Consider the following 21743-nt stretch of genomic DNA (forward strand, 5'->3'; position numbering starts at 1 on the left):
CGCTGAAAATGAGTGACATTAAGGGCTGGGCCAAATCGGCAGAGATTTGACCTGCTCTAGGGTGAGGTCTAGGTAAGTGGTATCTTCGGCTGATTCACCCTCCACAGAGCCTTGGCCAAAGTAGCCGCGATCGCCGTCGTGGGCATGGGGGCCAATTGCGATCGCCTCGTATCGTCCCGCCCGCTGCGCCTGGTTGAAGGCCGATCCCAGGGTCAATTCCCAGCGCGAGGGAAAAAGCACAGTGCCCAGGTTATCAATCCAGTCGTCCTGGCCGTAGAAGTGGTAGACCTGCTCAACGGCGTCAAAGCCCGTTTGACCGTCAAACACACCGCCAAACGACAGTACTGTAATCTCGACCGGTAGCCACTGCTGTAGGTAGGGCGCTGCCCCCAGGGCCACCTGAACACCGCCGCTGGTGCCCGCCAGCACTATTTGAAACGGCTGCTCAGACTCTAGGGGAACAGCCTCTGTGGCAGCCATACGCTCCAAGATAGTGGCCGCTGACCCCCGGTTGTAGGCCCGTCCATAGCGGTTGTCGGCAGAGAGCGCCATGCGCCACAGGTTGCGAATCTTGAGCACCAGGCGGGCGGGCGCATCTTCGCCGCCGGTTCTTTCACTGAGCCACCAAACCCAGCGAAAGAAGGGCTGCCCGCCCACATCGTCACTCACCGCCGAGTAGGGAAACACCTCGCGCACCACCACACAATTCGGCACCGCTGCTGCCATTTGAGTTAAAAAGATGTCTTCGCCTGGGGACAGATCCACGTCGGCCACGTTGCCCACTCCGGCCAAAAACACCAGATAGCACGACGGCCCTGTCCCTGTTGTGACATCCTGCTCAGGCAGTTCTGGGCGCTGCTGGGCCAGCCTATTGCCGTCGCGCAGCCACCACGACAGAGTGCTAATCGGCGCTATAGTGCCCCAGGCTAAAAAGAACAATCCTAAGGCGGTCAGTAGCTTACTGGTGTCGCCAAGCGATCGCGCGATTAGAGTTTGCAGGAGAGACTTCATTGGCAGCGCCCCAGCGGTAGACTGGGCCAGGTGAACACAACTACAACTATGCAGCGGCATTCTATCAGGTGGTTAAGGCAGGTGCTGGCCGATGCCCTCACCCTCAACCAGGATTTTTATGAGCACAGCCATAACTACCCGGCAGCGGCGCGATATGCCCGAAGCGTTGTGGTGCTGGCGGGCCTATCGCACGGGTTGGGTAGCAGCCTGATTTTGCTGCTTTATCGGCCTTCGTTTTTACAGCTAACCCTAGGTTTGCTCATCAATAGCCTGAGCGTGGTAGTCGGGTACTACCTGTGGACCTACGGCCTCTGGAAGATCAACACCTACCTGGCCCCGCCTGTGCCACCCTACCGGGAACTGCTGGTGCCGGTAGGGTTTGCCTACACGCCCCAGATGCTCAACCTGCTGACGGTAATTCCGCTATTGGGCCGACCAATTACCCTGGCTCTGGCCGGGTGGACGCTGCTGGGGGCGATCGCCGCCGTCCGCGCCGGGCTCAACATTAGCCTGGTAAAGGCAACACTACTAGCCGGGGTGGGCTTTACCCTGGTGCAGGTCAGCGTTGGCCTGGTGCAGGAAGGCGTGCAGAACTGGGTTGCCCCTAACCTTCTCCAGTAATCGATAGGGCATCGACCCAGATGCGCGGACATAGGCCGCCGGGGGTCACCTCGGCCTCGGGTTCTATATGCACAATCGCCTTCAGCAGGTCGCAGAAGTCGCCCGCTACCGTAGCCGACTCAACGCTGACGCGATCGCCCCCGTTCACCAGCCAGCCGTCGAAGGGCAGCGAGAACGAACCCTGGAGCGCATTTACCCCGGCGTGGAGCGCTTGCAAGTCGTCGATGAAAATCACGTTCTGAGCACTGTCCAGGTTGAACTCGGTCGAAGCCTCGGCCCCCGGCAGCACATGGTAGTAGCTGGGGCTCACCGACACCTTAGCGCCAATGCTGGCGTGGCCCGTGGGGGTAGTGCCCATCCGCTTGGCCGTACCGGCACTGTGCAAAAATCGGGTCAGCACGCCCTGCTCGATAATCGGTACCCGGCGGGTGGGAGTGCCCTCGCCATCGAAGGTCTCGGCGCTGACGTTCTCGGGGTGCAGGGCATCGTCATACACCGACAGCAGCGGCGAGGCCACCACGTTACCAATGGAGTCTTTCGTGGACAGGCTGCGGTTATCCAACACGCTTTGAGCGTTGTACATATTAGAGAATGCGCCCAGCAGGCTCAAAAACGCCTCGCCAGAAAACACCACCCGGTACTTGCCCGAGGCCACCTTGTTGTAGTCGAGGTGGCTGATGGTTTTTTCGGTAGCTTCTTTTAGGCAGCCTTCAATGTCGAGCTGGGGCAGGCCCCGGTTTACGCGCATAGCTCCGGCAGAGCGGGGTTTGCGGCCCTCCTGCTCGGTCTTGCTGTACAGGTACAGCGAGGCGTAGGAACGGGCCTCGTGGCGCAAGGCCCCGGCGCTGTTGAGGTAAAAGCGATCGATGCTGCGCTGGGCCAGGCCGTTGTAGGGCACGCTGGCGATCGCCGGATGCGCCCCCAGCAACTGCTTCTCCACATCAACCAGGGTCGAAATCAAATCGCCCACTGGGGCTGCGGGCACTGTTTCCACCTGCACGTCAGCGGTGGGGGCCACCGACTCAGGGCTAAAGTCGGGAATGTGGTCGCTGACACCAAAGGCGCTAGCCTCCTGAGCGGTCTGTAGGGCCAGATCCATGCCCAGCGGGTCGACATCGCTGGTGGAGGTCACCCCCACCTTGCCGTCGGGGTTCCACACCCGCACGATCACGCTGGAGCGATTTGAAGCCTTGACCTGCTTGGGGTCGCCCTTGTCGACCTGCACGCTGGTCTCGTCTACAGAAGACCCGTAGACGTCGTACTTAGAAATGCCGAGTTTCTTGGCGCTAGATTCCGCGTAGGCGGCGATGTCTTGAATAGTAGGCATGAAAAGTAAGGGGTGAAGGGGTGCGAGAAATAGGAAATACAGAGCAGGCAAAGGACTAACCCATGCCCACCTGCGCCGTTGAATTGAATACTAAAACATGCTTAAACATCAGTCAGGAAGCAGTTCTTTGGATCGAAACATACAGTCTGGCAAGAGCAAAGCTTACGCTGCTAAGGCTCTCAACAAAAACACTAGAAGAGCCGTCACGTAACTGACTGTTCGCCTTGACTTTCAATATGGTGGCGCAAGATTGAGTTGATGAGGGCTTTGTATTCACCGCCTTGGGCCTGAAACCACTGCAACACCTCAGGCTCGATTTTGACTAGCTGACGCGCCTGGGCGGCAGGAATTCTTAGGGTGGCCTTCTCAAAGAACTCCTCTGTTAGGGGCGGGATATCGGAGTAATCAATTCCTTCATCATCTAGTGTCTCTAACGCTGCCCAATTAGTACGCGAGATATTGCTCAAGTCTTTGCCGCTCATATCGATTTGCCCTTCGTGCTGAGATAACTCGAATCACGTCATTTTGCCGTTCTGTCCAAACCACAACCACTACACCATTGCCAAGGTAGCCAATGCCGAACCAGCGATCTTCGCCATAATCAAATCAATCGTCTGGTTCAATTAGCATTGGCCCTTCAAACACGTCAGGGATGTCGGCAAAATCAATCTCATGCTTGCGAATATTTTCTAAGTTCTTCGCCTCATCCCACTCGAACTGCATGAGAAACGGTTACCCACTCCCTACTCCTAACCTCCCTACCGGCCGCCAACGGTAATTGAGTCAACCTTCAAGTGCGGCTGCCCCACGGTGACATAGATGCTGCCGCTGATTGAGCCGCAGAAGCCCGCCGCCAGATCCAGGTCATTGGAGCACATGGAAATTTTATCCATGATTTCGGTGGCTTCACCAATTAGCGTTGCGCCCTTGAGGGGTTTGGTGACTTTGCCGTTTTCGATCAGGTAGGCTTCGGAAACCGCGAAGTTGAACTGGCCGGTAGGGCCAACGCTGCCGCCGCCCATCTGCTTGCAGTAGATGCCTTTTTCGACAGAGGCAAACAGTTCGTCGAGGGAGTAGTCGCCGGGAGCAATGTAGGTGTTGCGCATGCGGCTGGCGGCGGCGTAGGTGAAGCCCTGACGACGACCGCTGCCGGTGCGGGGGTGGCCGGTGCGCATGGAACCGGCGCGATCGCTCAAGAAGTTCTTGAGCACGCCGTTCTCGATCAGCAGGGTGCGCTGGGCGGGCATACCCTCGTCGTCCATATCGATGGTGCCAAAGGCGTCAGGAGAAATCCCTTCATCCCAGGCGGTAAGGTTTTCGTGGGCGATCTTCTGACCCTTTTTATCAATAAAGGGCGTGGTGCCCCGCTCGATCTGGGTAGTTTCCAGCAGGTGGCCGCAGGCCTCATGGAAGATCACGCCGCCAAACTTGTTGGCCATAATCACCGGGTAGCTACCCGACTCGACATAGTCGGCGTAGAGCATTTTGCCCGCCGACTCCGCCACACTAGCGGCGGCAGTGCTGTAGTCCCACTGTCGCAAAAAGGCCGGGTCGCTGGTGTCGCCTGCCCGTTGGCCAATGGAGGAGCGGTGCTCGCCGTCGGCGCAGAGCAGGTTGTAGCCCACCGACTGGGTGAGGCGAATATCTCGGGCAAAGGTACCGTCGCTGCCAGCGACCAGCACCTCCTGCCAGTCGCGAAAGTAGACGGCGCGGCGCGACTGCACATGGCTGGCTTCATTGGCCAGGGCGGCATTGGCCGCCAGCAGCACATCACCCATTTCCTGCATCGAGCTGCACTTAGCTAGCCAGGCGTCTTTGCCCTTGGCGGTGGCATAGTCGCGCAGCAGCTCCAGGTTAATCTCGGCCAGGTTGGCGTTGGGGCCGGGCAGGGCCAGTCCCATAATGGCCAGCGCCTTGTCGAGGGCAGCTTTAAGCCCGTTGAAGGTCAGATCGTTGGTGCTGACGTAGCAGTCGGCTTTGCCCACAAACACCCGCACTCCAGCCCCGGTCACCAGACGCGGAGAGAGGCTGGTGATGGAGTCGTCTTCGGCCTGGCAGCTGATGTAGTTGTTGCGCTCTAGAAAAAATTCGACAAAGTCGGCTCCGGCAGATCGGCCCAGCCCCAGCAGCGTAGATAAAGTAGCCTCCCAATCGGCATCGAAGCGATCGCGGGGGGCTGAATAGTCACGCTGGAGCAGGTCGTTGGTCTTGATCAAAGGAGTCGGTAAGGGTGCAACCGTCATGCCAAAGAATCCTTGTGGGGTGAGGGGAAATGCCAGTAGGACTTTCATAGTCTAACAAACCCAGCCGAACAAACTCGGCGCAATGAAACCGGGGTGAGTCGGGGTACAAGCAAGGGTCAATAGCTCCAAAAAGAAATGCGATCGCCTGCCCGATGACCGCAAAGCACTATTTTTTCTTCAACTAAATAACGTAGTAATAGGCACATCCCTGCCCACCCCCTTTACTCTATGCTGCGAAAGCCGCTAGAGTGGCCGGGAACCGTTTTACGCCTACCGTCGCTTAGCAACCGCTCTCCCATCGCATAGCTTTAACTATTCCTCTAGAAAATGTATCTCTGTATACGGAAATCAAGGAAAGTTATCCAATCAACCCTCCTCTCTCCATCTCTAGAGAGGCTGTGCTAAAATAGACGAAAGATTAAGCAAAGCTAAAGAAAGTTTCGTTTTTTTACAGCTCTGTTAAACGTAGTAGTTTGACTCTTCCAAACCACTGACTTAGCAGACCTGGATCCTTTAAGCCAATCCCTTCGCGTGCTCTCTTGACCACGGGCGGAATGCCTCTCTGACGGGCTATAGCTACGGCTAGCCCTGTACTTGTGGTCCCATACGGAGAACTCTGCCTGTGGTAGTGCAAAATTCGGCCTCTGTTTCGTTAGCTGTTCGCCCTCAGGCTCCAATGGTGCTTGTGGTTGACGATGATGACGATAGCCTCACCCTGATGGCCTACATTCTGGAGCAGTTGTCGTGCGAGACCTACTTCGTGGCTGACGGTCTGGCCGCTTTAGTGGCTGCTCGACAGTATCATCCTCAACTGATTTTGTCGGATATTCATCTGCCTCAGGTGGATGGCTACAGCTTGATTCAGCAGCTGCGGGCCGATGCTGACACCCACGATATTCCTATAGTTGCGGTGACGGCTCTGGCTGGCCAGGAAAATCGCCAAAGAATTTTGACTGCAGGGTTCGATGACTACATCAGCAAACCCTTTCTGATTGAACCGCTAGAGCATCTGATCAATCGCTTTATCAGCGTGCCTCAATCGGCCGCTTAACCCTGGAGTAAGTGGCACGCTCAATGGCTTTTGCCTCCCCTCGCGAGACAGCCTCTATACCTCTTTAAAAAATGACCCTGCCTGTATCTACAGGGATGCCAGCGTGACGATAGGCACAGCTGGTAAGAATTACTACTAAAACTATGTATAAGAAAGACAAAGCCGGTGGATACTCCGTATCCACCGGCTTTATTTGTATGGCCTAGGGAGAGTCTTTGGCGGCAGGCCGCGCCTCTGGCGGTTCAGACAAAATAATCACCACGCTAGTGCGGCCAGTTGCCAGGGTAGCATCGGTCAAAACATCGACTACCTGGCGATCGAGAACGGTCTCGACCATCTCAATAATCTGCGGGCGCAGGGCGGTGGCAAGGTCGCTTCTGACCTGTTCGGCCAACTCTGACTGACCTTCGTCTAGTAGCAGTTGTTCGGGTTTGGTCACCGAGTCTTCAACGATAAATAGCAGTTTTTCTTCTAGGATTTGGCAGGTGATTTTGCCGGGGGTATGGTTGAGATTTTCGCGGTACAGCCGCTGAAACCGCTGGGTCAGCCTGCGCTGAAGCTGACCCAGTGTGGGCAACAGAGTAGAGGGGGTGGTGTCCATAGGGGTGCGTCGGGGTTTGACAACCGGTCGTAAGCCCAAACCTTGAGAGTTATGAACGGTTGTGAAATTATTTAACCATGACTCTAGATGACACAGCTAACTAAAATTTGAGCAGCCCTAGAGCCTTCGTGCAGCCTAGGTCACCAAACCCGATCGCAAGGCCCGCACGGCGGCCTTGGTGCGATCATCTACCCCTAGCTTGTTGAGAATGCTGCGCACGTGAGTCTTAACAGTACCTACGGTAATGTAAGAGCGCTCAGCAATCTCAGCGTTGCTGCACCCGCCGACAATCAGCTCGAGAATTTCTAGCTCGCGCTCGGTTAGCGGGTACGATTCTAAAATTTGCTCAAACTCAGGCTCTACTGCTTCAATTGCAACGGTGCGGTTGTTTGCGGCTAAGGCCCCAGCCGGAGTTTTGCGCACCTGGCGTAGTACCACGGTGGCTACAGCGGGATCGATCCACGAGTTGCCCTCGTAGGTTTCGCGCACGGCTACAATCAGATCGTCTAGCTCAGTTTGCTTCATGCAGTAGGAGTCTGCCCCGGCCGCAAAAGCGGCCATAACAGCGGCTTCACTGTCGTGCATGGTCAACATGAGCACGCGGGTAGGGTTTTCACTGTCGCCCTGGCTCTGGCGCAGACGCTCTACCAGCTCAATGCCGTCGATGTCGGGCAAGCCGATATCGACAATCGCAATGTCAGGATGTTCGGTTTCGAGCAGGCTGAGTCCCCGTGCTCCGTTGGCAGCTTCGCCGACTACGGTCATACCGGGTACTCGCTGGAGGGCCGCCTTCAGGCCTAACCGGGTAAGGTCATGATCTTCAATTAATACGATGCGAATATCTGTCATAGGTAGCCCCCTAAATGAGGCATTGAAAAAGCTGCGGGCTATACTGGTGCCCAGGGTTTTCTGATTATGCGGCAACTCTAGAAGGCTGGCACGTATCTTCGGGATGACCTACCGTGCCTTTGGCCTCTCTCTAAGGATAGACCCTGTACTCCTTAGGACATGGTATTCCAGAAAGATTAAAAACGCGCTTGTCTCTCCTTAGAATTGTCTTTCCCCTCTGTAAATAGTACTGAATTAAGGCTGGTGGGCCTTGCCTTCGGTAAATCAAGGCTTTTGGCGTTGGCCCTACTGGACCGGTCTTAGACTATTGCAAAACGTTTATTTCAGTAACACCTATTTCTCCCTAAGAAGGATAGTGCCATGGTTGAGTACTGGCAGGCTCTACTGTCGGGGCCATTTATTCCTCACGGGCACTGCTACCTGTGGCGGCCGGGGCTGGTGTGGCTACACCTGTTATCAGATGCCCTGATTGCGCTGTCGTACTGGATGATTGCGGGGGCGCTAGTGTACTTTGTGCGGCGGCGACCCGATGTGCCCTTTAAGCCGCTGTTTTGGCTGTTTGCAGCGTTCATTACCGCTTGCGGTACCACTCACCTGCTGGAGGTGTGGACGCTGTGGTTCCCGACCTACTGGGTGTCGGGGGCAATGAAGGCCGTGACGGCGCTGGTCTCGCTCTACACGGCGCTAGAGCTAGTACCCCGGCTGCCGCTGGCGCTGGCACTGCCTAATCTGACTCAGCTGATGAATATGAACCAGGCGCTGCAGAGCGAGATTAGCGATCGCAAGCAGGCCGAGGCCAGCCTGCGCACGGCTGAAAGCGAGGTTAGGCAGCTCAACCAAACCCTAGAAGAGCGGGTGCAGCACCGTACCGCCCAGCTGGAGGAGGCTAATCAGCAGATTGAAACCCTGCTGGAGCAGGAGCGGCGCGATCGCACCACTCTGCAACAGGCCAAAGATGACCTGCAAGATACGGCGGAGCGGCTAAATTTAGCCCTCAGCGCCGCCCAAATGGGGTCATGGGACTGGCACCTCGATCGCGACATTCAGATCTGGTCGCCTCAGACCGAGCGCATTATGGGTTTAGAACCTGGCACCAGGCCACAGACGGCTGCGGTTTGGGCCGAACGGGTGCACCCCGACGACCTGCCCACCATAGAGGGGCTGGTCAAGGAGGCGATCGCTACTCAGTCCGAATTTGCCGGGCAATACCGCCTGCACTGGCCCGACCACACCTGTCGCTGGGTCAGCGCCTACGGTCGCGTGGTAGACGTTAAAGAAGGGCGCAGCCAGCGCATGGTCGGAGTGATGCAGGACATTACCGCCGCTAAGCAGGCTGAGCTGTCGCTGCAAGCCAGCGAAACTCGATTTCGGGCGGTGTTTGAGCAAGCGGCAGTGGGTATGGCTCGCCTCGATTTGCAGGGGCACTGGATTCAAGTCAACCAAAAGCTCTGCGATATTTTGGGTTACCAGCCCCAAGCGCTGATCGATCGCCACTTTCAAGACATCACCTACGAGGGCGACAAACGCCAAGATGAGCACCATTACCAACAGCTGATCACCGGAGAGCAAACCTCCTGCCAATTTGAGAAGCGCTACCTGCGCCAAGACGGCACCCCCCTGTGGACCCTAGTCACGGTCTCGGTAGAAAGCGACGATGCCGCAGGCCCCACCGCCATGATTGCCATCATCGAAGATATCGGAGACCGCAAGGCCGCCCGCGAAGAGCTGCTGCACCGAGCCGACGAAATGGCCAGTACCAACCTGGTGCTGGCTCACACCACGGCCATGCTAGAGCAGCGCAACGCTGAGCTAGACCAGTTTGCCTACGTCGCCTCCCACGATCTCAAAGCGCCCCTGCGCGCTATCTCTAACCTGGCCGAATGGATTGGCGAAGATCTGGGCAACCAGCTACCGCCCGAGAATCAGCGCCAGCTCGATCTACTGCGTAGCCGGGTGGAGCGCATGGAAGCGCTGATCAATGGACTGCTGGAATACTCGCGGGTGGGCCGCCGCCAGCGCAGCATTGTGGCGGTCGATCTCAATGAGTTGCTGAGCAATGTTGTCGATTCTCTGGCCCCGCCCGAATCGTTTGTAGTTGATCTACCGACCGGCTTGCCCACGCTCTATAGCCACAAAACGGCCCTGGGCCAGGTCTTTGCCAACCTGATTAACAACGCCATTAAGCACCACCACCGCGACCAGGGCAGCGTGCGCGTTAGCTGGCGCGATCGGGGCAAGTGGCTCGAATTTGCCGTTGCTGACGATGGCCCTGGCATTGCCCCCCAGTACCACGACAAAATTTTCACCATTTTTCAAACCCTTAAAGCCCGCGACGACTTTGAAAGCACTGGTGTGGGCCTAGCCGTGGTGAAAAAAATTATCGAAGCCGAAAAAGGTCGCGTCTGGCTTACGTCTACCGTGGGCGAGGGCACTACCTTCTACTTCACCTGGCCTTTCATCAAGACCCCACCGGCCCAGGATTAACGCAACTTTAATCCCAAAACCCCAAATCCGACTTACAAAAACCCCGCTTGGCAACCGATATTGGGTAGGGGCATAACTTTGTGTCGCCTGCAGGGGGGACAACCTTACAGCGCGTGACACACTGCAATGCCCCTACAAACCTGACGTTGGACAGACCACGAGATGCTGGATTAAAACGAGTTTCCGTAGTTCGCTTCGCTAAGATAGCAATGCTCTTCGCCCTTAACGCTTAACTTATTGTGACCCAGCCGCCTTCCAGCCCCAATCCGCAGCCAGACCCACCCTTCGAACCTCTGACCCGAATGCAGGTGCTGGCGGCTATGGGCGTTACGGCAGTCGTGCTGCTGTTGATTTCGAAAATCTGGCTGTACTTTGACCCAGCGGAGCTGCTGCCGCTGCGACTGTCGCTACAGGACGGGCTGCTGGGTCTGGGCCTGGGCCTAGTGATTACTTTAGCCAGCGGTGCAGTTTACCGACTGTGGCCAGCCTATCGCCACAGTGCCGATACCTATCTGAGCATGGTGCTGCAGCCCCTACAGTGGCCCGATCTAATCTGGCTGGGGCTGCTACCGGGGTTGAGCGAAGAGCTGCTGTTTCGCGGAGTGATGCTGCCCGCGATCGGGCTTAATACTCTAGGAATTGTGGTGTCGGCGGCCAGCTTTGGGGTGCTGCACCTGAGTAGTTTGCAGCAGTGGACCTACGTAGTTTGGGCCACGGCCGTTGGCCTGGTGCTGGCGATCGGGGCGGTGCTGACGGGCAACCTGCTGGTGCCGATTGTGGCCCACACGGTAACAAACCTGGTTTCTAGTGCCATATGGAAGCTACGCCAGCAGCGTACTCCAGCATGATTTAGGGGTTCACGGTACAGGGTTTACGGTTTTAAGGAGCACGCCTGTACCGTAAACCCTGTGCTCTAAACCCTGTACCGTGCTGCATACAGTTGTCAGGGATCGTTGGTATTGTCAACAGAATTCGGGTTTTGGTATACCGCTATCCAAAAAATCTGTTTATTCTGTCAAGAGAGCATGGCGCTGGGCGCACCCTCGACGTTGCTCTCGCAAATAAAGTCGGTAGATCACGAGTGTTTTTGTGAGTGTCTACCTTTACCGGCAGGTACTCAGCTTGCTGAGGAGCAAAACCAGCTCAATATTTGCGATTTAGCTAACTCCCACTAACCCCTTAGCCCTGATTGGGATGTGAACAGGTTGTCGATGGATTGCAGTGCTATTCAATTTCAGTACACCGATCAATTTTCTACGGCTGATTTAGACCAGCTGGTAAGTCTGTTTCAGGCGGCGGCGTTTTGGGCCAAAGATCGCACCCGAGCTGATATGGAAACCGCGATCGCCCACAGCTACCCCATCGTTACCGCCTGGGATGGCGACCAGCTAATTGGGTTTTCCCGCGCTACCTCCGACGGGGTGTTTCGCGCCACCATTTGGGATGTGGTGATTTCGCCCGACTACCAGGGTGGCGGGCTGGGCCGCAGATTGGTCGAAACCCTGGTAGCTCACCCCCACATGAGCCGGGTCGAGCGGGTATATCTGATGACCACCCACCAGCAGGGCTTTTACAAGCGCATTGGCTTTGAAGAAAATGCCTCAACCACGATGGTGCTCTACAACAGCGCCGAATTTGAAATGCTGCCGCCCCTGGGCTCACCGGCTGAGGTCCTCTCTGAAGTCACGGTTGGTTAAGAACCCACTACCGTAACCTAACCCTGGTAGCGAGTAAGGTACGCTACCATTTTGTAGGCATGCTTCCGTGGCGGAGCCCCCGTTAACATTAGGCAACATTAGGCCAAATTCAATGCACCAAACCCAGGATCTTCACGTTGTTGAGACTCGCCCTCTAGTTAGCCCAGCGCTGCTGCACCACGAGTTTCCTATGTCGGCTGAGGCAGCGACCTTGGTGGCCGAGGCCCGCGATCGCATTCGCCACATTCTCTACAACGAAGACCGCCGCCTGCTGGTCATTGTTGGCCCCTGCTCGGTGCACGACATCGACGCCGCCTACGAATACGGCCAAAAGCTGGTCAACCTGCGCCACGAGCTATCGGGCCAACTCGAAATTGTTATGCGAGTCTACTTTGAAAAGCCCCGCACCAACGTGGGCTGGAAGGGGCTGATCAACGACCCCCACCTCGACGGCAGCTACGACATCAACACCGGCCTGCGCCTGGCTCGCAAGCTGCTGCTCGACCTGGCCCAGCTGGGGCTGCCTGCCGCCACTGAGCTGCTCGACCCGGTCACGCCCCAATACATTGCTGACCTAATTGCCTGGACCGCGATCGGTGCTCGCACCACCGAAAGCCAGACCCACCGCGAAATGGCCTCGGGCCTCTCGATGCCGATTGGCTTTAAGAACAGCACCGACGGCAGCCTGCAAGCCGCCATGAACGCTATGGTGGCCGCCAGCCGCCCCCACCACTTTTTGGGCATTAACCAGAGTGGTCTGGCCAGTATTGTCACCACCACCGGTAACCCCGATGGGCATCTGGTGCTGCGCGGCGGCAAGGGCGGCCCCAACTTTAGCGGTGACCACGTTGCCCAAGCCGCCGAAGAGATGGCCAAGCTCAAGCTCAACCACCGCATGATGGTTGACTGCAGCCACGCCAACGCCAACAAAGACCACAACCGCCAAACTACCGTGCTCGACGACATCGCTGCCCAGGTGCGCGGCGGCTCGCGCCACATTCTCGGCGTGATGATTGAGAGCCACATTAAGGCGGGCAGTCAGCCCATCCCCGACAATCTGCGGGAGCTGACCTACGGCCAGAGCATTACCGATGCCTGCGTTGACTTCGACACCACCGCCGCTATGCTGCGGAAACTGGCCAGCGCGGTAGAGCCCTCGTTGCAGACCGCATCGCTGGGCTAAGGGATATGGCCCAAAATAAAGCACCCACTAGACAGTCTGCTCAACTATGGACTCTCGCTTATGCGGGAATGACGCCGGAATGTTAGTTGTGTGCAAGTTCCCAAATCGGTAATGTCACAAGTATTTGTAGACATACGGCCTGGTGGCAAGTTCTACCGTAGGTCAGTCTTACAATGGGGAAAATCTACATGAATAGCTGACTATGTTAGACGCTCCAGACGCGCGTGCGCAAATTTATCGCTATGTCGATCAGCTCTCCCAAGAGCGGCTGGTAGTGGTGCTAGATTTTCTCTCGTATCTAGTAGAGCGTGAGGATAACGACGCTACGAAAGAGCTTTTGGCGCTGCCGGGATTTGTAGCTGAGCTAAAGTCCGCTGAGCAAGAGGCTGATGCAGGCGAGTTAGCCGACTGGAGAGTTCTCCGTAGTGATATATAGGGTTAGGCTAGTCAACAGAGCAGCTAAGTTCTTTAAATCGGTAGATCCTTCCTTATCAAAACGCCTAGCCAGGGCTTTTGAGGTCTTGGAAGAAAGCCCGCGTCAGCATCCTAATATCAAGGCGCTTAAAGGTGAGCTAGCCGGACGTTACCGGTATCGGGTAGGAGACTATCGGGTTATTTATCGCATTGATGACGATGCTGCAGACGTTATCGTCCTGTTGATTAAGCATCGACGAGATGCTTATGAGTAGAACCATGGGCTATTGGTTAGTGAGGTAAAAAGACTCGCCCACTAGGCAAAAAGGCTTGTTCACTAGGCAAAGAACCTTGTCAGTCAGGCACATTCCTAAATGGACTTGGCTGCTAGGTGATGAGGTTCGTTCCACTCGATTTAGATATCTGCAGATGTGCGAAGCCTCAGCCTGTTATTCGGGCTGAGGCTTCGCTTTTAAGGTTGCGTGGGGCTACGTTCAGAAACTCCTCGCAGCACTTTGCGCCTGGACTAAGCGCAGGTCATAGCGATCGAGGTTCATCACCTTATCCCACGCCGCCACAAAGTCGTGCACAAACTTTGGCTGCGAGTCTGCAGCTCCGTAGACTTCCGCCAGGGCGCGAAGCTGCGAGTTGGAGCCAAAGATGAGGTCAACCCGGGTTGCGGTCCACTTTTGTTCGCCGGTTTTGCGATCGCTGCCCTCAAACTCATATTCCTCGTCAGAGGTCGCCTTCCAGGTCGTGCCCAGGTCGAGCAGGTTGACGAAGAAGTCATTGGTCAGCGTCTCGGGGCGATCGGTGAAGACACCGTGCTTAGACCCGCCAACGTTTGCACCCAAAACGCGCAGGCCACCCATCAGAGCCGTCATCTGCGGAGCCGACAACGACAGCAGCTGCGCCCGATCGATCAGCAGTTCTTCGAGCGATTCGGTGTGTCTGCCGCTGGTATAGTTGCGGAACCCGTCTGCAACCGGCTCAAGCGGGGCAAAGGACTCGACATCGGTTTTCTCTTGCGATGCATCCATGCGTCCTGGAGTGAAGGGTACCGTCACGTCGTAACCGGCGTTTTTCGCCGCTTGCTCAATGCCTGCGCAGCCGCCCAGCACGATCAGATCAGCGATCGAAACCCGCTTGCCGCCCGACTGCGAACCGTTGAACTCCTGCTGAATGCCCTCCAGGGTTTGCAGCACCGTGGTCAGCTGCTCTGGCTGGTTGACTTCCCAATCTTTCTGGGGCGCGAGGCGAATGCGTGCCCCGTTGGCACCGCCGCGCATGTCGGAGCAGCGGAACGTGGAGGCCGCCGCCCAGGCGGTTGAAACCAGTTGAGAAACCGACAGCCCCGATTCAAGAATCTTGGCTTTGAGGGAGGCAATGTCCTGCTCATCAATCAAGTCGTGATCGACGGGAGGGATGGGATCTTGCCACAGGAACTCTTCTTGCGGAACTTCGGAGCCGAGGTAGCGCGATCGCGGTCCCATGTCGCGGTGGGTCAGCTTAAACCAGGCCTTGGCGAACTGCTCGGCAAACTCATCTGGGTTGTCGCGGTAGCGCTGCGCGATCGGGTTGTAGATCGGGTCCATCTTCATGGACATATCTGCCGTGGTCATCATCGGGGCGTGCCGTTTCGACGGATCGTGGGCGTCGGGCACCGTACCCGCACCTGCGTCACCCTTGGGCTTCCACTGCCACGCGCCAGCGGGGCTCTTGGTCAGCTCCCAGTCATACTTAAACAGAGTTTCGAGATAGCTGTTGTCCCACTGCGTTGGCGTAGGGGTCCAGGCCCCTTCGATACCGCTGGTGATCGCATCGACGCCGACCCCTGTGTTGAATTTGCTCTTCCAGCCCAGGCCCTGATCCACAATGGTGGCTCCCCCAGGCTCAGGCCCAACGTGCGCCGCATCGCCCGCACCGTGGCACTTGCCGAAGGTATGCCCGCCAGCCGTCAGCGCAACGGTCTCCTCATCGTTCATGGCCATGCGCGCAAAGGTTTCGCGAATGTCGCGCCCGGAGCCCAGCGGATCAGGCTCGCCGTCAGGCCCTTCCGGGTTCACGTAGATCAGACCCATCTGCACGGCAGCAAGGGGGTTCAGCAGCACGCGATCGCCTTCGTAGCGCTCATTGCCGAGCCATTCTTTTTCATTGCCCCAGTAGATGTCTAGCTCTGGCTCCCAGACATCCACGCGCCCGCCCGCAAAACCCAGCGTTTTAAAGCCCATCGACTCCAGAGCGCAGTTGCCTGCAAAGATCATCAGGTCGGCCCACGAAATTTTATTGCCGTATTTCTGTTTGATGGGCCAAAGCAACATGCGCGCCTTGTCGAGATTGGCATTGTCGGGCCAGCTGTTGAGCGGCTCAAACCGCTGACTGCCCGAGCCTGCACCGCCGCGACCATCGCCAATCCGGTAGGTGCCGGCGCTGTGCCAGGCCATCCGAATGAAGAGCGGCCCGTAGTGACCATAGTCGGCGGGCCACCAGTCTTGCGACGTAGTCATCAGCTCATAGATGTCTGCCCGCAGGGCCGCTAAATCGAGACTTTTGAACGCCTCAGCGTAGTTAAACGACTCATCCATCGGATTGGCCTTGGCTGAGTGCTGATGGAGCATGTTGAGATTCAAAGAACTCGGCCACCAGTCTCGGTTTGACGTTCCGAGTCGAGTCTGAGGTCCGGCTAGAACAGGGCATCTACTGGCGCTGCTGACGGCATTGGGTGGCGTAGACTGTTGTGTGCCCGTTTCCATCTTTTCTGCGCTACTTGATGCCAGGACAGATGTCACGGCCCGCCAAATTTCCATTAGCTTCCCGCTCATGGGGAACGGACATCTCATTTGGCTACTTGTCATGATTCCTTTCCTTTTGTGGTTTAGTTAGGTGCGTTTGTTTCTTCTCTGCGTGACTGTTCTTCCTTAGGTTTTCCTTAAACAGAGAGCATTGTTCGCCACATTTGCATTAGCACAGCCATTTGCTTGGGTCTCTGAGCCAATGGATTAATATAGTTCAACATGGTTTCGGCATTTGAAACCATAGGCATAGTCTCAAAGTCATCTCGTTCTACGAACATTTTTTCAATCACTCCGTCTTTCACCAGCATGGAATAGCGCCGAGAACGATACCCCATCCCTTGACTAGAAAGATTTATCACCATCCCCATCGCGCGGGTAAAGTCACCATTCACATCGGGAATAAAGTGCACCTGGTCGGCTCCTTCTTCTTGAGCCCAACTCGCCAGTGAAAACGGATCGTTGACCGAAATGCAAAGGATTTTATCGACTCCGTTGGCTCGAAATACTTGAGCATACTCGTTGTAGCCCAATAGCTGAATGGGAGAATGCGGGCATGTAAAGGCTCCCGGCACCGCAAATACAACTACGGTTTTGTGATCAAAAAGATCCGCTGTCGAAATGTTATGCCATCCCACCCCTTCGAATACCCGAAAAGTTACGTGAGGGACACGCTGGCCCTTATGATTGAGTACCATTCACCCAACTCCTTACTCGCATTCAACACCAGATAGACCTTTCTCAACGGCGAGATTGAAAAGTGAAAGTAATGCCTAAATGAAACAGTAATCTGCACTCACACTGCTCAACAGAATAATCAAAAATCATCGCGACCAGACCAGCATTTCTGTGACACGATAATTTGCTATAACCCAATGCGCACGTAGCTCGGGCTGCCGATAAAACCCCTTCAGGTCTTTCGGCAAGACCAAGAATTACCAAGCATTCACCAGGCTCACTTATGCAGTTTGTATTGCCATGCTCATCACCGATTCTACCTACCGCAAGCCTAAACAATTGAACCTGCTTTGGGGCGCTAAAAATATAAGTGTTTTGCAACACTTAATATCTCTTCAAAAGGAACCCGTCTACTTTGGGGCAACTCACAGCCCAAAACCGGCCAATCATCGCCTCTACACTTAGGTACATCAATGACTGAGTTGCATCAATGACGCGTTGTGATTACTCCGGTGGCCATGTTCGCGCCCTGGGGCCAGCTGTAAAGGGTATGCGGCGATCGCCCAATCCGCTACGGCTGAGGTGCATTACCCGTGATGATTTACTCTGCGATGGGCTTGAGTACAAATACATCTGCTGATAGATGTTAAGGCCGCTGTAGGTAGCGGTAGGATAATCGTTGCCCTTAATGACAGGCGATTATGCTAGATCTCTGGTACAAAGATGCCGTTATTTACTGCCTTGATGTAGAAATCTATATGGATGGCAACGGCGACGGCGTTGGAGACTTTGTGGGGCTAATTGATCGCCTAGATTACATTGCCGGTTTGGGTGTGAACTGTATCTGGCTGATGCCCTTTTACCCAACCCCTAATCGAGATAATGGCTATGATATCACCGACTACTACAGCGTTGATTCGCGGCTAGGAACATTAGGCGATTTCGTTGAATTTACCCGGCAAGCGGAACAACGCGGATTGCGGGTGATTGTAGATTTGGTGGTAAATCATACTTCGACCGACCATGGGTGGTTTCAAGCCGCCTGTAAAGATAGAAACTCTAAGTACCGAGATTACTATGTTTGGGCTGATGAGAAGCCGGAAAATGCTGATGAAGGAGTAATTTTCCCAGGGTATCAAGACAGCACCTGGACGTATAACGAAGAAGCCGGAGCCTATTATTTTCATCGTTTCTACGAGCATCAGGCAGACTTGAATGTTGCCAATCCTCAGGTGCGAGAGGAAATTTACAAAGTGATGGGCTTTTGGCTGCAGATGGGAGTCTCTGGCTTTCGAGTCGATGCTGTTCCCTTTTTGATTGAGCTAGAAGGCATCAAAGACACTGCCGAAGCTAAAGATCCGCTGCTATTTTTAGAGGAAATTCGCGATTTTTTGTCTTGGCGACGCGGAGATGCGATCGTTTTGGCGGAAGTCAACGAACCAATGGACACGATTGCCGACTACTTTGGCGACGGCGAGCGCATGCAGATGTTGTTCAGTTTTATGGGCAATCAAACGTTTACCTTAGCGATCGCCCGAGAAGAGGCCGCCCCCCTGATCAATGGCTTAAAAATACAGCCTCAGCCCCCTGCGATTGGGCAATGGGCATACTTTGTGCGAAACCATGATGAGCTGACCTTAGACAAACTTTCAGCTGAAGAACAAGACGACATCTTGCAGCGATTTAACCAGGATAAAGAAGAAGTTTGGGTGTTTGATCGCGGCATTCGTCGCCGCTTTCCGCCGCTGCTCGACAACGATCCGCGTCGCATTCGCCTGGTGTACAGCCTGATGTTGACCCTACCCGGCACGCCAGTTCTGTTCTATGGCGAAGAAATTGGCATGGGGGATGACCTGTCCCTCGAAGCCCGTGACGCTCTGCGTACGCCTATGCAGTGGTCAGATCAGAAGAACGGTGGCTTTTCAACGGCTGATCCTGGCAACTTAGTGCGATCGGTTATTGACGAAGGCCCCTATGGCTATCAGCAGCTCAATGTGATTGCCCAACGCCGCGATTCTGAATCGTTGCTTAACTGGATGGAACGCACCATTCGCATGCGGAAGGAATGCCCTGAATTTGGTTGGGGCAGCTGGGAAATCATTGATACCGACTGTCCGGCTGTGTTTGCCCATCGCTGCCAGTGGAAGGATGGCACCGTAATCGCAATTCACAACTTATCGAGAGACGCCTGCGTTGTAACGCTAAAGCTCAACGATGATAGAGCAACACCTCTGATCGATCTGCTAGAAGACCAGCCTTACGAATCGATTCAGCACGGTTCTCATGAGGTTCAACTCGAAGGATACGGGTATCGCTGGTTCCGGGTAGGCAGCATTCATCTCTGAGTTAGCAACCAAACAATGACTACCGCCCAGACCCACCACCTAGACAACGGGCAGGTCTGGGTAGGAACAGCACGCTGCGGCGAGACCGCGACTTCAAGGTGCCAGGCATTGGTGACAGGGTATGGGCGATCGCAAAAAACGCAGACCAGACAAAGCTGATCTGCGTTTAAGCTGAGGCGCGCTCTAATAGGCTTTAAGCAGGGTTAGGCCGCCTGGGGCGATTGCAGCAGAGCCTGAATCGAGGTCTTCTCTAGCAGACCCGCCAGAGAGCCATCGTTACCGATCACGGCCAGCGCCTGAATCTTGCGAGTTTCTAACGTCTTGATGACTTCCATCAGCGGCTGCTCAGCACCCACCGTCACAATGTCACCGGCAGACTCCATAATGGCGGCAACAGTGGTATCGGCCCACTGCTCGCGGGGCACCTGCTTGAGGGCATCGACGAGTACCGTACCCACCAGCAGACCCGTTTCGTCGGCCACCAAAAACTTGCGCCAGGCCGAAGGGGCGGCCAGCAGAGCATTGTCGGCAAATTCCCGCAGAGATGTATTGGCTTCTACCACCGGGCTGTCTTGCGCCAGGGCATCTTTAGCCGTTAGGCCAGCCAGGCGGCCCTGCACCGTACCAAACTGAGCGCTACGGTTAGCGTTTTGCAGCAGAAAGATGCCAATCAGCAGCGTCCAAACGCTGCCCACCGGGCTGATGCCCAGAATGGAGCCGACACCCAGGGCGATCGCGGTCCAACCCAGCACCTGACCCACGCGGCTGGCAAACACCATGCCCTTGTGAGGCTGCCCGGTAATCTTCCACACCAGCGATTTCAGCACGTTACCGCCATCTAGCGGCAGACCGGGGATGAGATTAAAGGCACCCAGGGCCAGGTTAATGTAGGCCAGCAGCGACACAATGCCAGCCAGAGGGCCAGAGAGGGGCAAGACTAACCCAGCAACAGAGAACAGCGCAAAGAGCGCAAAGCTGACCAGCGGGCCTGCGATCGCCACCTGAAATGCCCCCTTTGGGGTATCAGACTCTTTCTCTAGCGCCGCCAAACCGCCAAACAAAAACAGCGTAATCGAGTTAACGCCAATGCCCTGCTGCATTGCCGCAACGCTGTGCCCCAGTTCGTGGGCCAGCACCGAGGCGAACAGCATCAGCGCCGCCGCCAACCCTAGCACCCACGGCAACGACCCGCCCAAAGCCGGAAACGCAGCCGCCAAACCGCTGCCGTACTGCCACGTCACCAAAGCCAGCACTAAAAACCAAGACACATTCACATAAAAGGGAATACCAATTAGATTCCCTACCCGTAAGTTGCCATTCATAGGGCACCTCATATTAAAACCTGAGGATAGGGCGTTGGCTGTGAAACGCATTCCCTACCCGATGAACTTATTGTAACGAACTGTTAACGAGCCTCTAATCCGTCAAAGGTGATGAGAACCGAAGGAAATGGGTCGGGTTGGCGTAGGGCTGGGAGTGCGAGGGGATGAGGAAGGTGAGGAGTGTTTGTGTACAAGCAGGATGCTCACCTCACAAAGCCATCCCTTCGACTCCGCTCAGGGACCGTTCCGGCCATCCCTTCGACTTCGCTCAGGGACCGATTGGGTCGACTTCGCTCAGGGACCGATTGGGTCGACTCCGCTCAGGCCCTCCCTTCAACTTCGCTCAGGGACCGATTGGGTCGACTTCGCTCAGGCCCTCCCTTCGACTTCGCTCAGGCCCTCCCTTCGACTTCGCTCAGGGACCGATCGCTTCCTCGTTTCCCTGACCTTCTATCTTCAGCGTGTAGGCCAAGACCTCTTTACCAACAGCGGCATAGTCTTGCCAGCCGATCTCGGCTTTGGGGTCTTTCACGTCGTAGACCGCTGTACCGGCCATAGCGGCTTTTTGAAAGGCAGCGTAGCGGCGAATGCCGCCTGTAAATAGGGGCAGCCCGGTGGTAGTCAACATCTCTCGCACTTCGGTTCCGGCCCGGCTGGGGTGGGGCGGAATCATGGTCAACAGAATGCGGTAAGGGGCGATGGGTAGCCCGGCCAGGTGCTGTACCATCAGCGCCAGCGCATCGAGGGCGAGAATATCGGGGGTGGTTGGCAATATCAGTAGATCGCAAGAGGTCGCTAGCAGGGCTAGGTCTGCGGCCATAGGTCGAGCTGGCGTATCAATGACTACGTGGCCATGGGGGGTAGGAATGGCTCCAGCTTGCCACTGATCGACCACCATGAAGGGCAGCTCGCCCCGACTGGCCCAGGTTAGCGCTGACTGGTTGGGGTCGGCATCGATCAGCAAAGTTTCGGCGTAGCCCTGCAAAAAAGCCGCCAGGTGAATGGCGGTGGTGGTTTTGCCCACGCCTCCTTTAAAGCTGGCTACGGTCACAATCATGGGATGGGTGCAAGCAACGCCGTTGACTTGAGCCTAGCGATCGCCTGGCCCCATTGTCTGCCCTGCCT

21 protein-coding genes and 1 pseudogene are annotated in these 21743 nt (G+C 55.9%); 11 read left to right on the forward strand and 11 right to left on the reverse strand.

Annotated features, from left to right (window positions below):
* Positions 1–18: 18 nt before the first annotated feature.
* Positions 19–1011, reverse strand: coding sequence for a hypothetical protein (locus IQ273_RS00235; protein ID WP_194020940.1), 993 nt, complete (start codon positions 1009–1011; stop codon positions 19–21).
* A 30-nt stretch (positions 1012–1041) separates the two neighbouring features.
* Between IQ273_RS00235 and IQ273_RS00240 the strand changes: the two genes are divergently transcribed.
* Positions 1042–1632: a hypothetical protein gene (locus IQ273_RS00240; protein ID WP_313897983.1), complete on the forward strand. Its 591-nt coding sequence runs from the start codon at positions 1042–1044 to the stop codon at positions 1630–1632.
* On the opposite strand, the gene IQ273_RS00245 is transcribed toward IQ273_RS00240, so the two are convergent.
* The 4 genes and pseudogenes from IQ273_RS00245 to IQ273_RS00260 form a co-directional block, all read right to left on the reverse strand.
* Complete coding sequence (locus tag IQ273_RS00245; protein WP_194020942.1) at positions 1616–2959, reverse strand: TldD/PmbA family protein; 1344 nt, start codon at positions 2957–2959, stop codon at positions 1616–1618. The genes IQ273_RS00240 and IQ273_RS00245 overlap by 17 nt on opposite strands.
* Before the next feature lie 203 nt (positions 2960–3162).
* Positions 3163–3441, reverse strand: coding sequence for a BrnA antitoxin family protein (locus tag IQ273_RS00250; protein ID WP_194020944.1), 279 nt, complete (start codon positions 3439–3441; stop codon positions 3163–3165).
* A pseudogene (locus IQ273_RS00255) lies at positions 3404–3682 on the reverse strand (BrnT family toxin). Before IQ273_RS00255 ends, IQ273_RS00250 begins: the two are co-directional and overlap by 38 nt.
* 35 nt (positions 3683–3717) lie before the next feature.
* Positions 3718–5202 (reverse strand): TldD/PmbA family protein, encoded by a 1485-nt coding sequence (locus IQ273_RS00260; protein ID WP_194020946.1) that lies wholly within the window; start codon positions 5200–5202, stop codon positions 3718–3720.
* Positions 5203–5878: 676 nt separating this feature from the next.
* Here IQ273_RS00260 and IQ273_RS00265 point away from each other — a divergent pair.
* Positions 5879–6253: a response regulator gene (locus tag IQ273_RS00265; protein WP_228052173.1), complete on the forward strand. Its 375-nt coding sequence runs from the start codon at positions 5879–5881 to the stop codon at positions 6251–6253.
* Positions 6254–6455: 202 nt separating this feature from the next.
* Here the strand turns inward: IQ273_RS00265 and IQ273_RS00270 are convergent, their stop codons facing one another.
* Together IQ273_RS00270 and IQ273_RS00275 are read right to left on the reverse strand one after the other, a co-directional pair.
* A complete protein-coding gene (locus tag IQ273_RS00270; RefSeq protein WP_194020948.1) occupies positions 6456–6854 on the reverse strand; it encodes a DUF2294 domain-containing protein in 399 nt (132 codons plus the stop codon).
* Between the two features lie 135 nt (positions 6855–6989).
* On the reverse strand, positions 6990–7703 hold the full coding sequence (locus tag IQ273_RS00275; protein ID WP_194020950.1) for a response regulator transcription factor: 714 nt from the start codon (positions 7701–7703) through the stop codon (positions 6990–6992).
* 360 nt (positions 7704–8063) lie between these two features.
* On the opposite strand from IQ273_RS00275, the gene IQ273_RS00280 reads away from it, so the two are divergent.
* The 6 genes from IQ273_RS00280 to IQ273_RS35605 all read left to right on the forward strand — a co-directional run bounded on the left by IQ273_RS00280 (position 8064) and on the right by IQ273_RS35605 (position 13756).
* On the forward strand, positions 8064–10187 hold the full coding sequence (locus tag IQ273_RS00280; protein ID WP_194020952.1) for a PAS domain S-box protein: 2124 nt from the start codon (positions 8064–8066) through the stop codon (positions 10185–10187).
* A gap of 239 nt (positions 10188–10426) precedes the next feature.
* Entirely contained in the window at positions 10427–11035 is a 609-nt protein-coding gene (locus IQ273_RS00285; RefSeq protein ID WP_313897984.1) for a CPBP family intramembrane glutamic endopeptidase, read from the forward strand.
* A 363-nt stretch (positions 11036–11398) separates the two neighbouring features.
* The gene (locus IQ273_RS00290) at positions 11399–11884 is read left to right on the forward strand and encodes a GNAT family N-acetyltransferase (protein ID WP_194020954.1); all 486 of its coding nucleotides are present in this window, start codon (positions 11399–11401) and stop codon (positions 11882–11884) included.
* A gap of 112 nt (positions 11885–11996) precedes the next feature.
* On the forward strand, positions 11997–13067 hold the full coding sequence (locus IQ273_RS00295; RefSeq protein WP_194020956.1) for a 3-deoxy-7-phosphoheptulonate synthase: 1071 nt from the start codon (positions 11997–11999) through the stop codon (positions 13065–13067).
* A gap of 202 nt (positions 13068–13269) precedes the next feature.
* Positions 13270–13503, forward strand: a complete 234-nt coding sequence (locus tag IQ273_RS00300) for a hypothetical protein (protein ID WP_194020957.1) — start codon at positions 13270–13272, stop codon at positions 13501–13503.
* Positions 13493–13756 (forward strand): type II toxin-antitoxin system RelE/ParE family toxin, encoded by a 264-nt coding sequence (locus IQ273_RS35605; protein ID WP_194020959.1) that lies wholly within the window; start codon positions 13493–13495, stop codon positions 13754–13756. Before IQ273_RS00300 ends, IQ273_RS35605 begins: the two co-directional genes overlap by 11 nt.
* A 219-nt stretch (positions 13757–13975) precedes the next feature.
* Here IQ273_RS35605 and katG read toward each other — a convergent pair whose 3' ends face one another.
* Both katG and IQ273_RS00315 read right to left on the reverse strand, forming a co-directional pair.
* A complete protein-coding gene (gene katG / locus IQ273_RS00310; protein WP_397196725.1) occupies positions 13976–16234 on the reverse strand; it encodes a catalase/peroxidase HPI in 2259 nt (752 codons plus the stop codon).
* A 176-nt stretch (positions 16235–16410) separates the two neighbouring features.
* Positions 16411–16971 (reverse strand): peroxiredoxin, encoded by a 561-nt coding sequence (locus tag IQ273_RS00315; RefSeq protein ID WP_194020963.1) that lies wholly within the window; start codon positions 16969–16971, stop codon positions 16411–16413.
* Between the two features lie 280 nt (positions 16972–17251).
* On the opposite strand from IQ273_RS00315, the gene IQ273_RS33450 reads away from it, so the two are divergent.
* The 3 genes from IQ273_RS33450 to IQ273_RS00325 all read left to right on the forward strand — a co-directional run bounded on the left by IQ273_RS33450 (position 17252) and on the right by IQ273_RS00325 (position 19296).
* Positions 17252–17416 (forward strand): hypothetical protein, encoded by a 165-nt coding sequence (locus IQ273_RS33450; RefSeq protein WP_228052174.1) that lies wholly within the window; start codon positions 17252–17254, stop codon positions 17414–17416.
* Between the two features lie 25 nt (positions 17417–17441).
* Complete coding sequence (locus IQ273_RS00320; protein ID WP_194020965.1) at positions 17442–17591, forward strand: hypothetical protein; 150 nt, start codon at positions 17442–17444, stop codon at positions 17589–17591.
* 61 nt (positions 17592–17652) lie between these two features.
* Positions 17653–19296, forward strand: coding sequence for an alpha-amylase family protein (locus tag IQ273_RS00325; RefSeq protein ID WP_194020967.1), 1644 nt, complete (start codon positions 17653–17655; stop codon positions 19294–19296).
* 203 nt (positions 19297–19499) lie between these two features.
* On the opposite strand, the gene IQ273_RS00330 is transcribed toward IQ273_RS00325, so the two are convergent.
* The gene (locus IQ273_RS00330) at positions 19500–20618 is read right to left on the reverse strand and encodes a site-2 protease family protein (RefSeq protein WP_194020969.1); all 1119 of its coding nucleotides are present in this window, start codon (positions 20616–20618) and stop codon (positions 19500–19502) included.
* A 415-nt stretch (positions 20619–21033) separates the two neighbouring features.
* Positions 21034–21675, reverse strand: coding sequence for a ParA family protein (locus tag IQ273_RS00335; protein ID WP_194020970.1), 642 nt, complete (start codon positions 21673–21675; stop codon positions 21034–21036).
* Positions 21676–21743: the final 68 nt, after the last annotated feature.

The organism is Nodosilinea sp. LEGE 07298 (assembly GCF_015207265.1).
In the GTDB taxonomy this organism is placed as follows: Bacteria; Cyanobacteriota; Cyanobacteriia; order Phormidesmidales; family Phormidesmidaceae; genus Nodosilinea.

What these genes read in the sequence shown, in the direction of transcription:
- IQ273_RS00295 (WP_194020956.1), top strand. Translation starts at nt 11,997, where the DNA reads ATGCACCAAACCCAGGATCTTCACGTTGTTGAGACTCGCCCTCTAGTT.
- IQ273_RS00235 (WP_194020940.1), bottom strand. Translation starts at nt 1,011, where the DNA reads ATGAAGTCTCTCCTGCAAACTCTAATCGCGCGATCGCTTGGCGACACC.
- IQ273_RS00275 (WP_194020950.1), bottom strand. Translation starts at nt 7,703, where the DNA reads ATGACAGATATTCGCATCGTATTAATTGAAGATCATGACCTTACCCGG.
- IQ273_RS00280 (WP_194020952.1), top strand. Translation starts at nt 8,064, where the DNA reads ATGGTTGAGTACTGGCAGGCTCTACTGTCGGGGCCATTTATTCCTCAC.
- katG (WP_397196725.1), bottom strand. Translation starts at nt 16,234, where the DNA reads ATGGAAACGGGCACACAACAGTCTACGCCACCCAATGCCGTCAGCAGC.
- IQ273_RS00325 (WP_194020967.1), top strand. Translation starts at nt 17,653, where the DNA reads ATGCTAGATCTCTGGTACAAAGATGCCGTTATTTACTGCCTTGATGTA.
- IQ273_RS00315 (WP_194020963.1), bottom strand. Translation starts at nt 16,971, where the DNA reads ATGGTACTCAATCATAAGGGCCAGCGTGTCCCTCACGTAACTTTTCGG.
- IQ273_RS33450 (WP_228052174.1), top strand. Translation starts at nt 17,252, where the DNA reads ATGCTCATCACCGATTCTACCTACCGCAAGCCTAAACAATTGAACCTG.
- IQ273_RS00320 (WP_194020965.1), top strand. Translation starts at nt 17,442, where the DNA reads ATGACGCGTTGTGATTACTCCGGTGGCCATGTTCGCGCCCTGGGGCCA.
- IQ273_RS00270 (WP_194020948.1), bottom strand. Translation starts at nt 6,854, where the DNA reads ATGGACACCACCCCCTCTACTCTGTTGCCCACACTGGGTCAGCTTCAG.
- IQ273_RS00330 (WP_194020969.1), bottom strand. Translation starts at nt 20,618, where the DNA reads ATGAATGGCAACTTACGGGTAGGGAATCTAATTGGTATTCCCTTTTAT.
- IQ273_RS00290 (WP_194020954.1), top strand. Translation starts at nt 11,399, where the DNA reads ATGGATTGCAGTGCTATTCAATTTCAGTACACCGATCAATTTTCTACG.
- IQ273_RS00245 (WP_194020942.1), bottom strand. Translation starts at nt 2,959, where the DNA reads ATGCCTACTATTCAAGACATCGCCGCCTACGCGGAATCTAGCGCCAAG.
- IQ273_RS00335 (WP_194020970.1), bottom strand. Translation starts at nt 21,675, where the DNA reads ATGATTGTGACCGTAGCCAGCTTTAAAGGAGGCGTGGGCAAAACCACC.
- IQ273_RS00260 (WP_194020946.1), bottom strand. Translation starts at nt 5,202, where the DNA reads ATGACGGTTGCACCCTTACCGACTCCTTTGATCAAGACCAACGACCTG.
- IQ273_RS00250 (WP_194020944.1), bottom strand. Translation starts at nt 3,441, where the DNA reads ATGAGCGGCAAAGACTTGAGCAATATCTCGCGTACTAATTGGGCAGCG.
- IQ273_RS00300 (WP_194020957.1), top strand. Translation starts at nt 13,270, where the DNA reads ATGTTAGACGCTCCAGACGCGCGTGCGCAAATTTATCGCTATGTCGAT.
- IQ273_RS00265 (WP_228052173.1), top strand. Translation starts at nt 5,879, where the DNA reads ATGGTGCTTGTGGTTGACGATGATGACGATAGCCTCACCCTGATGGCC.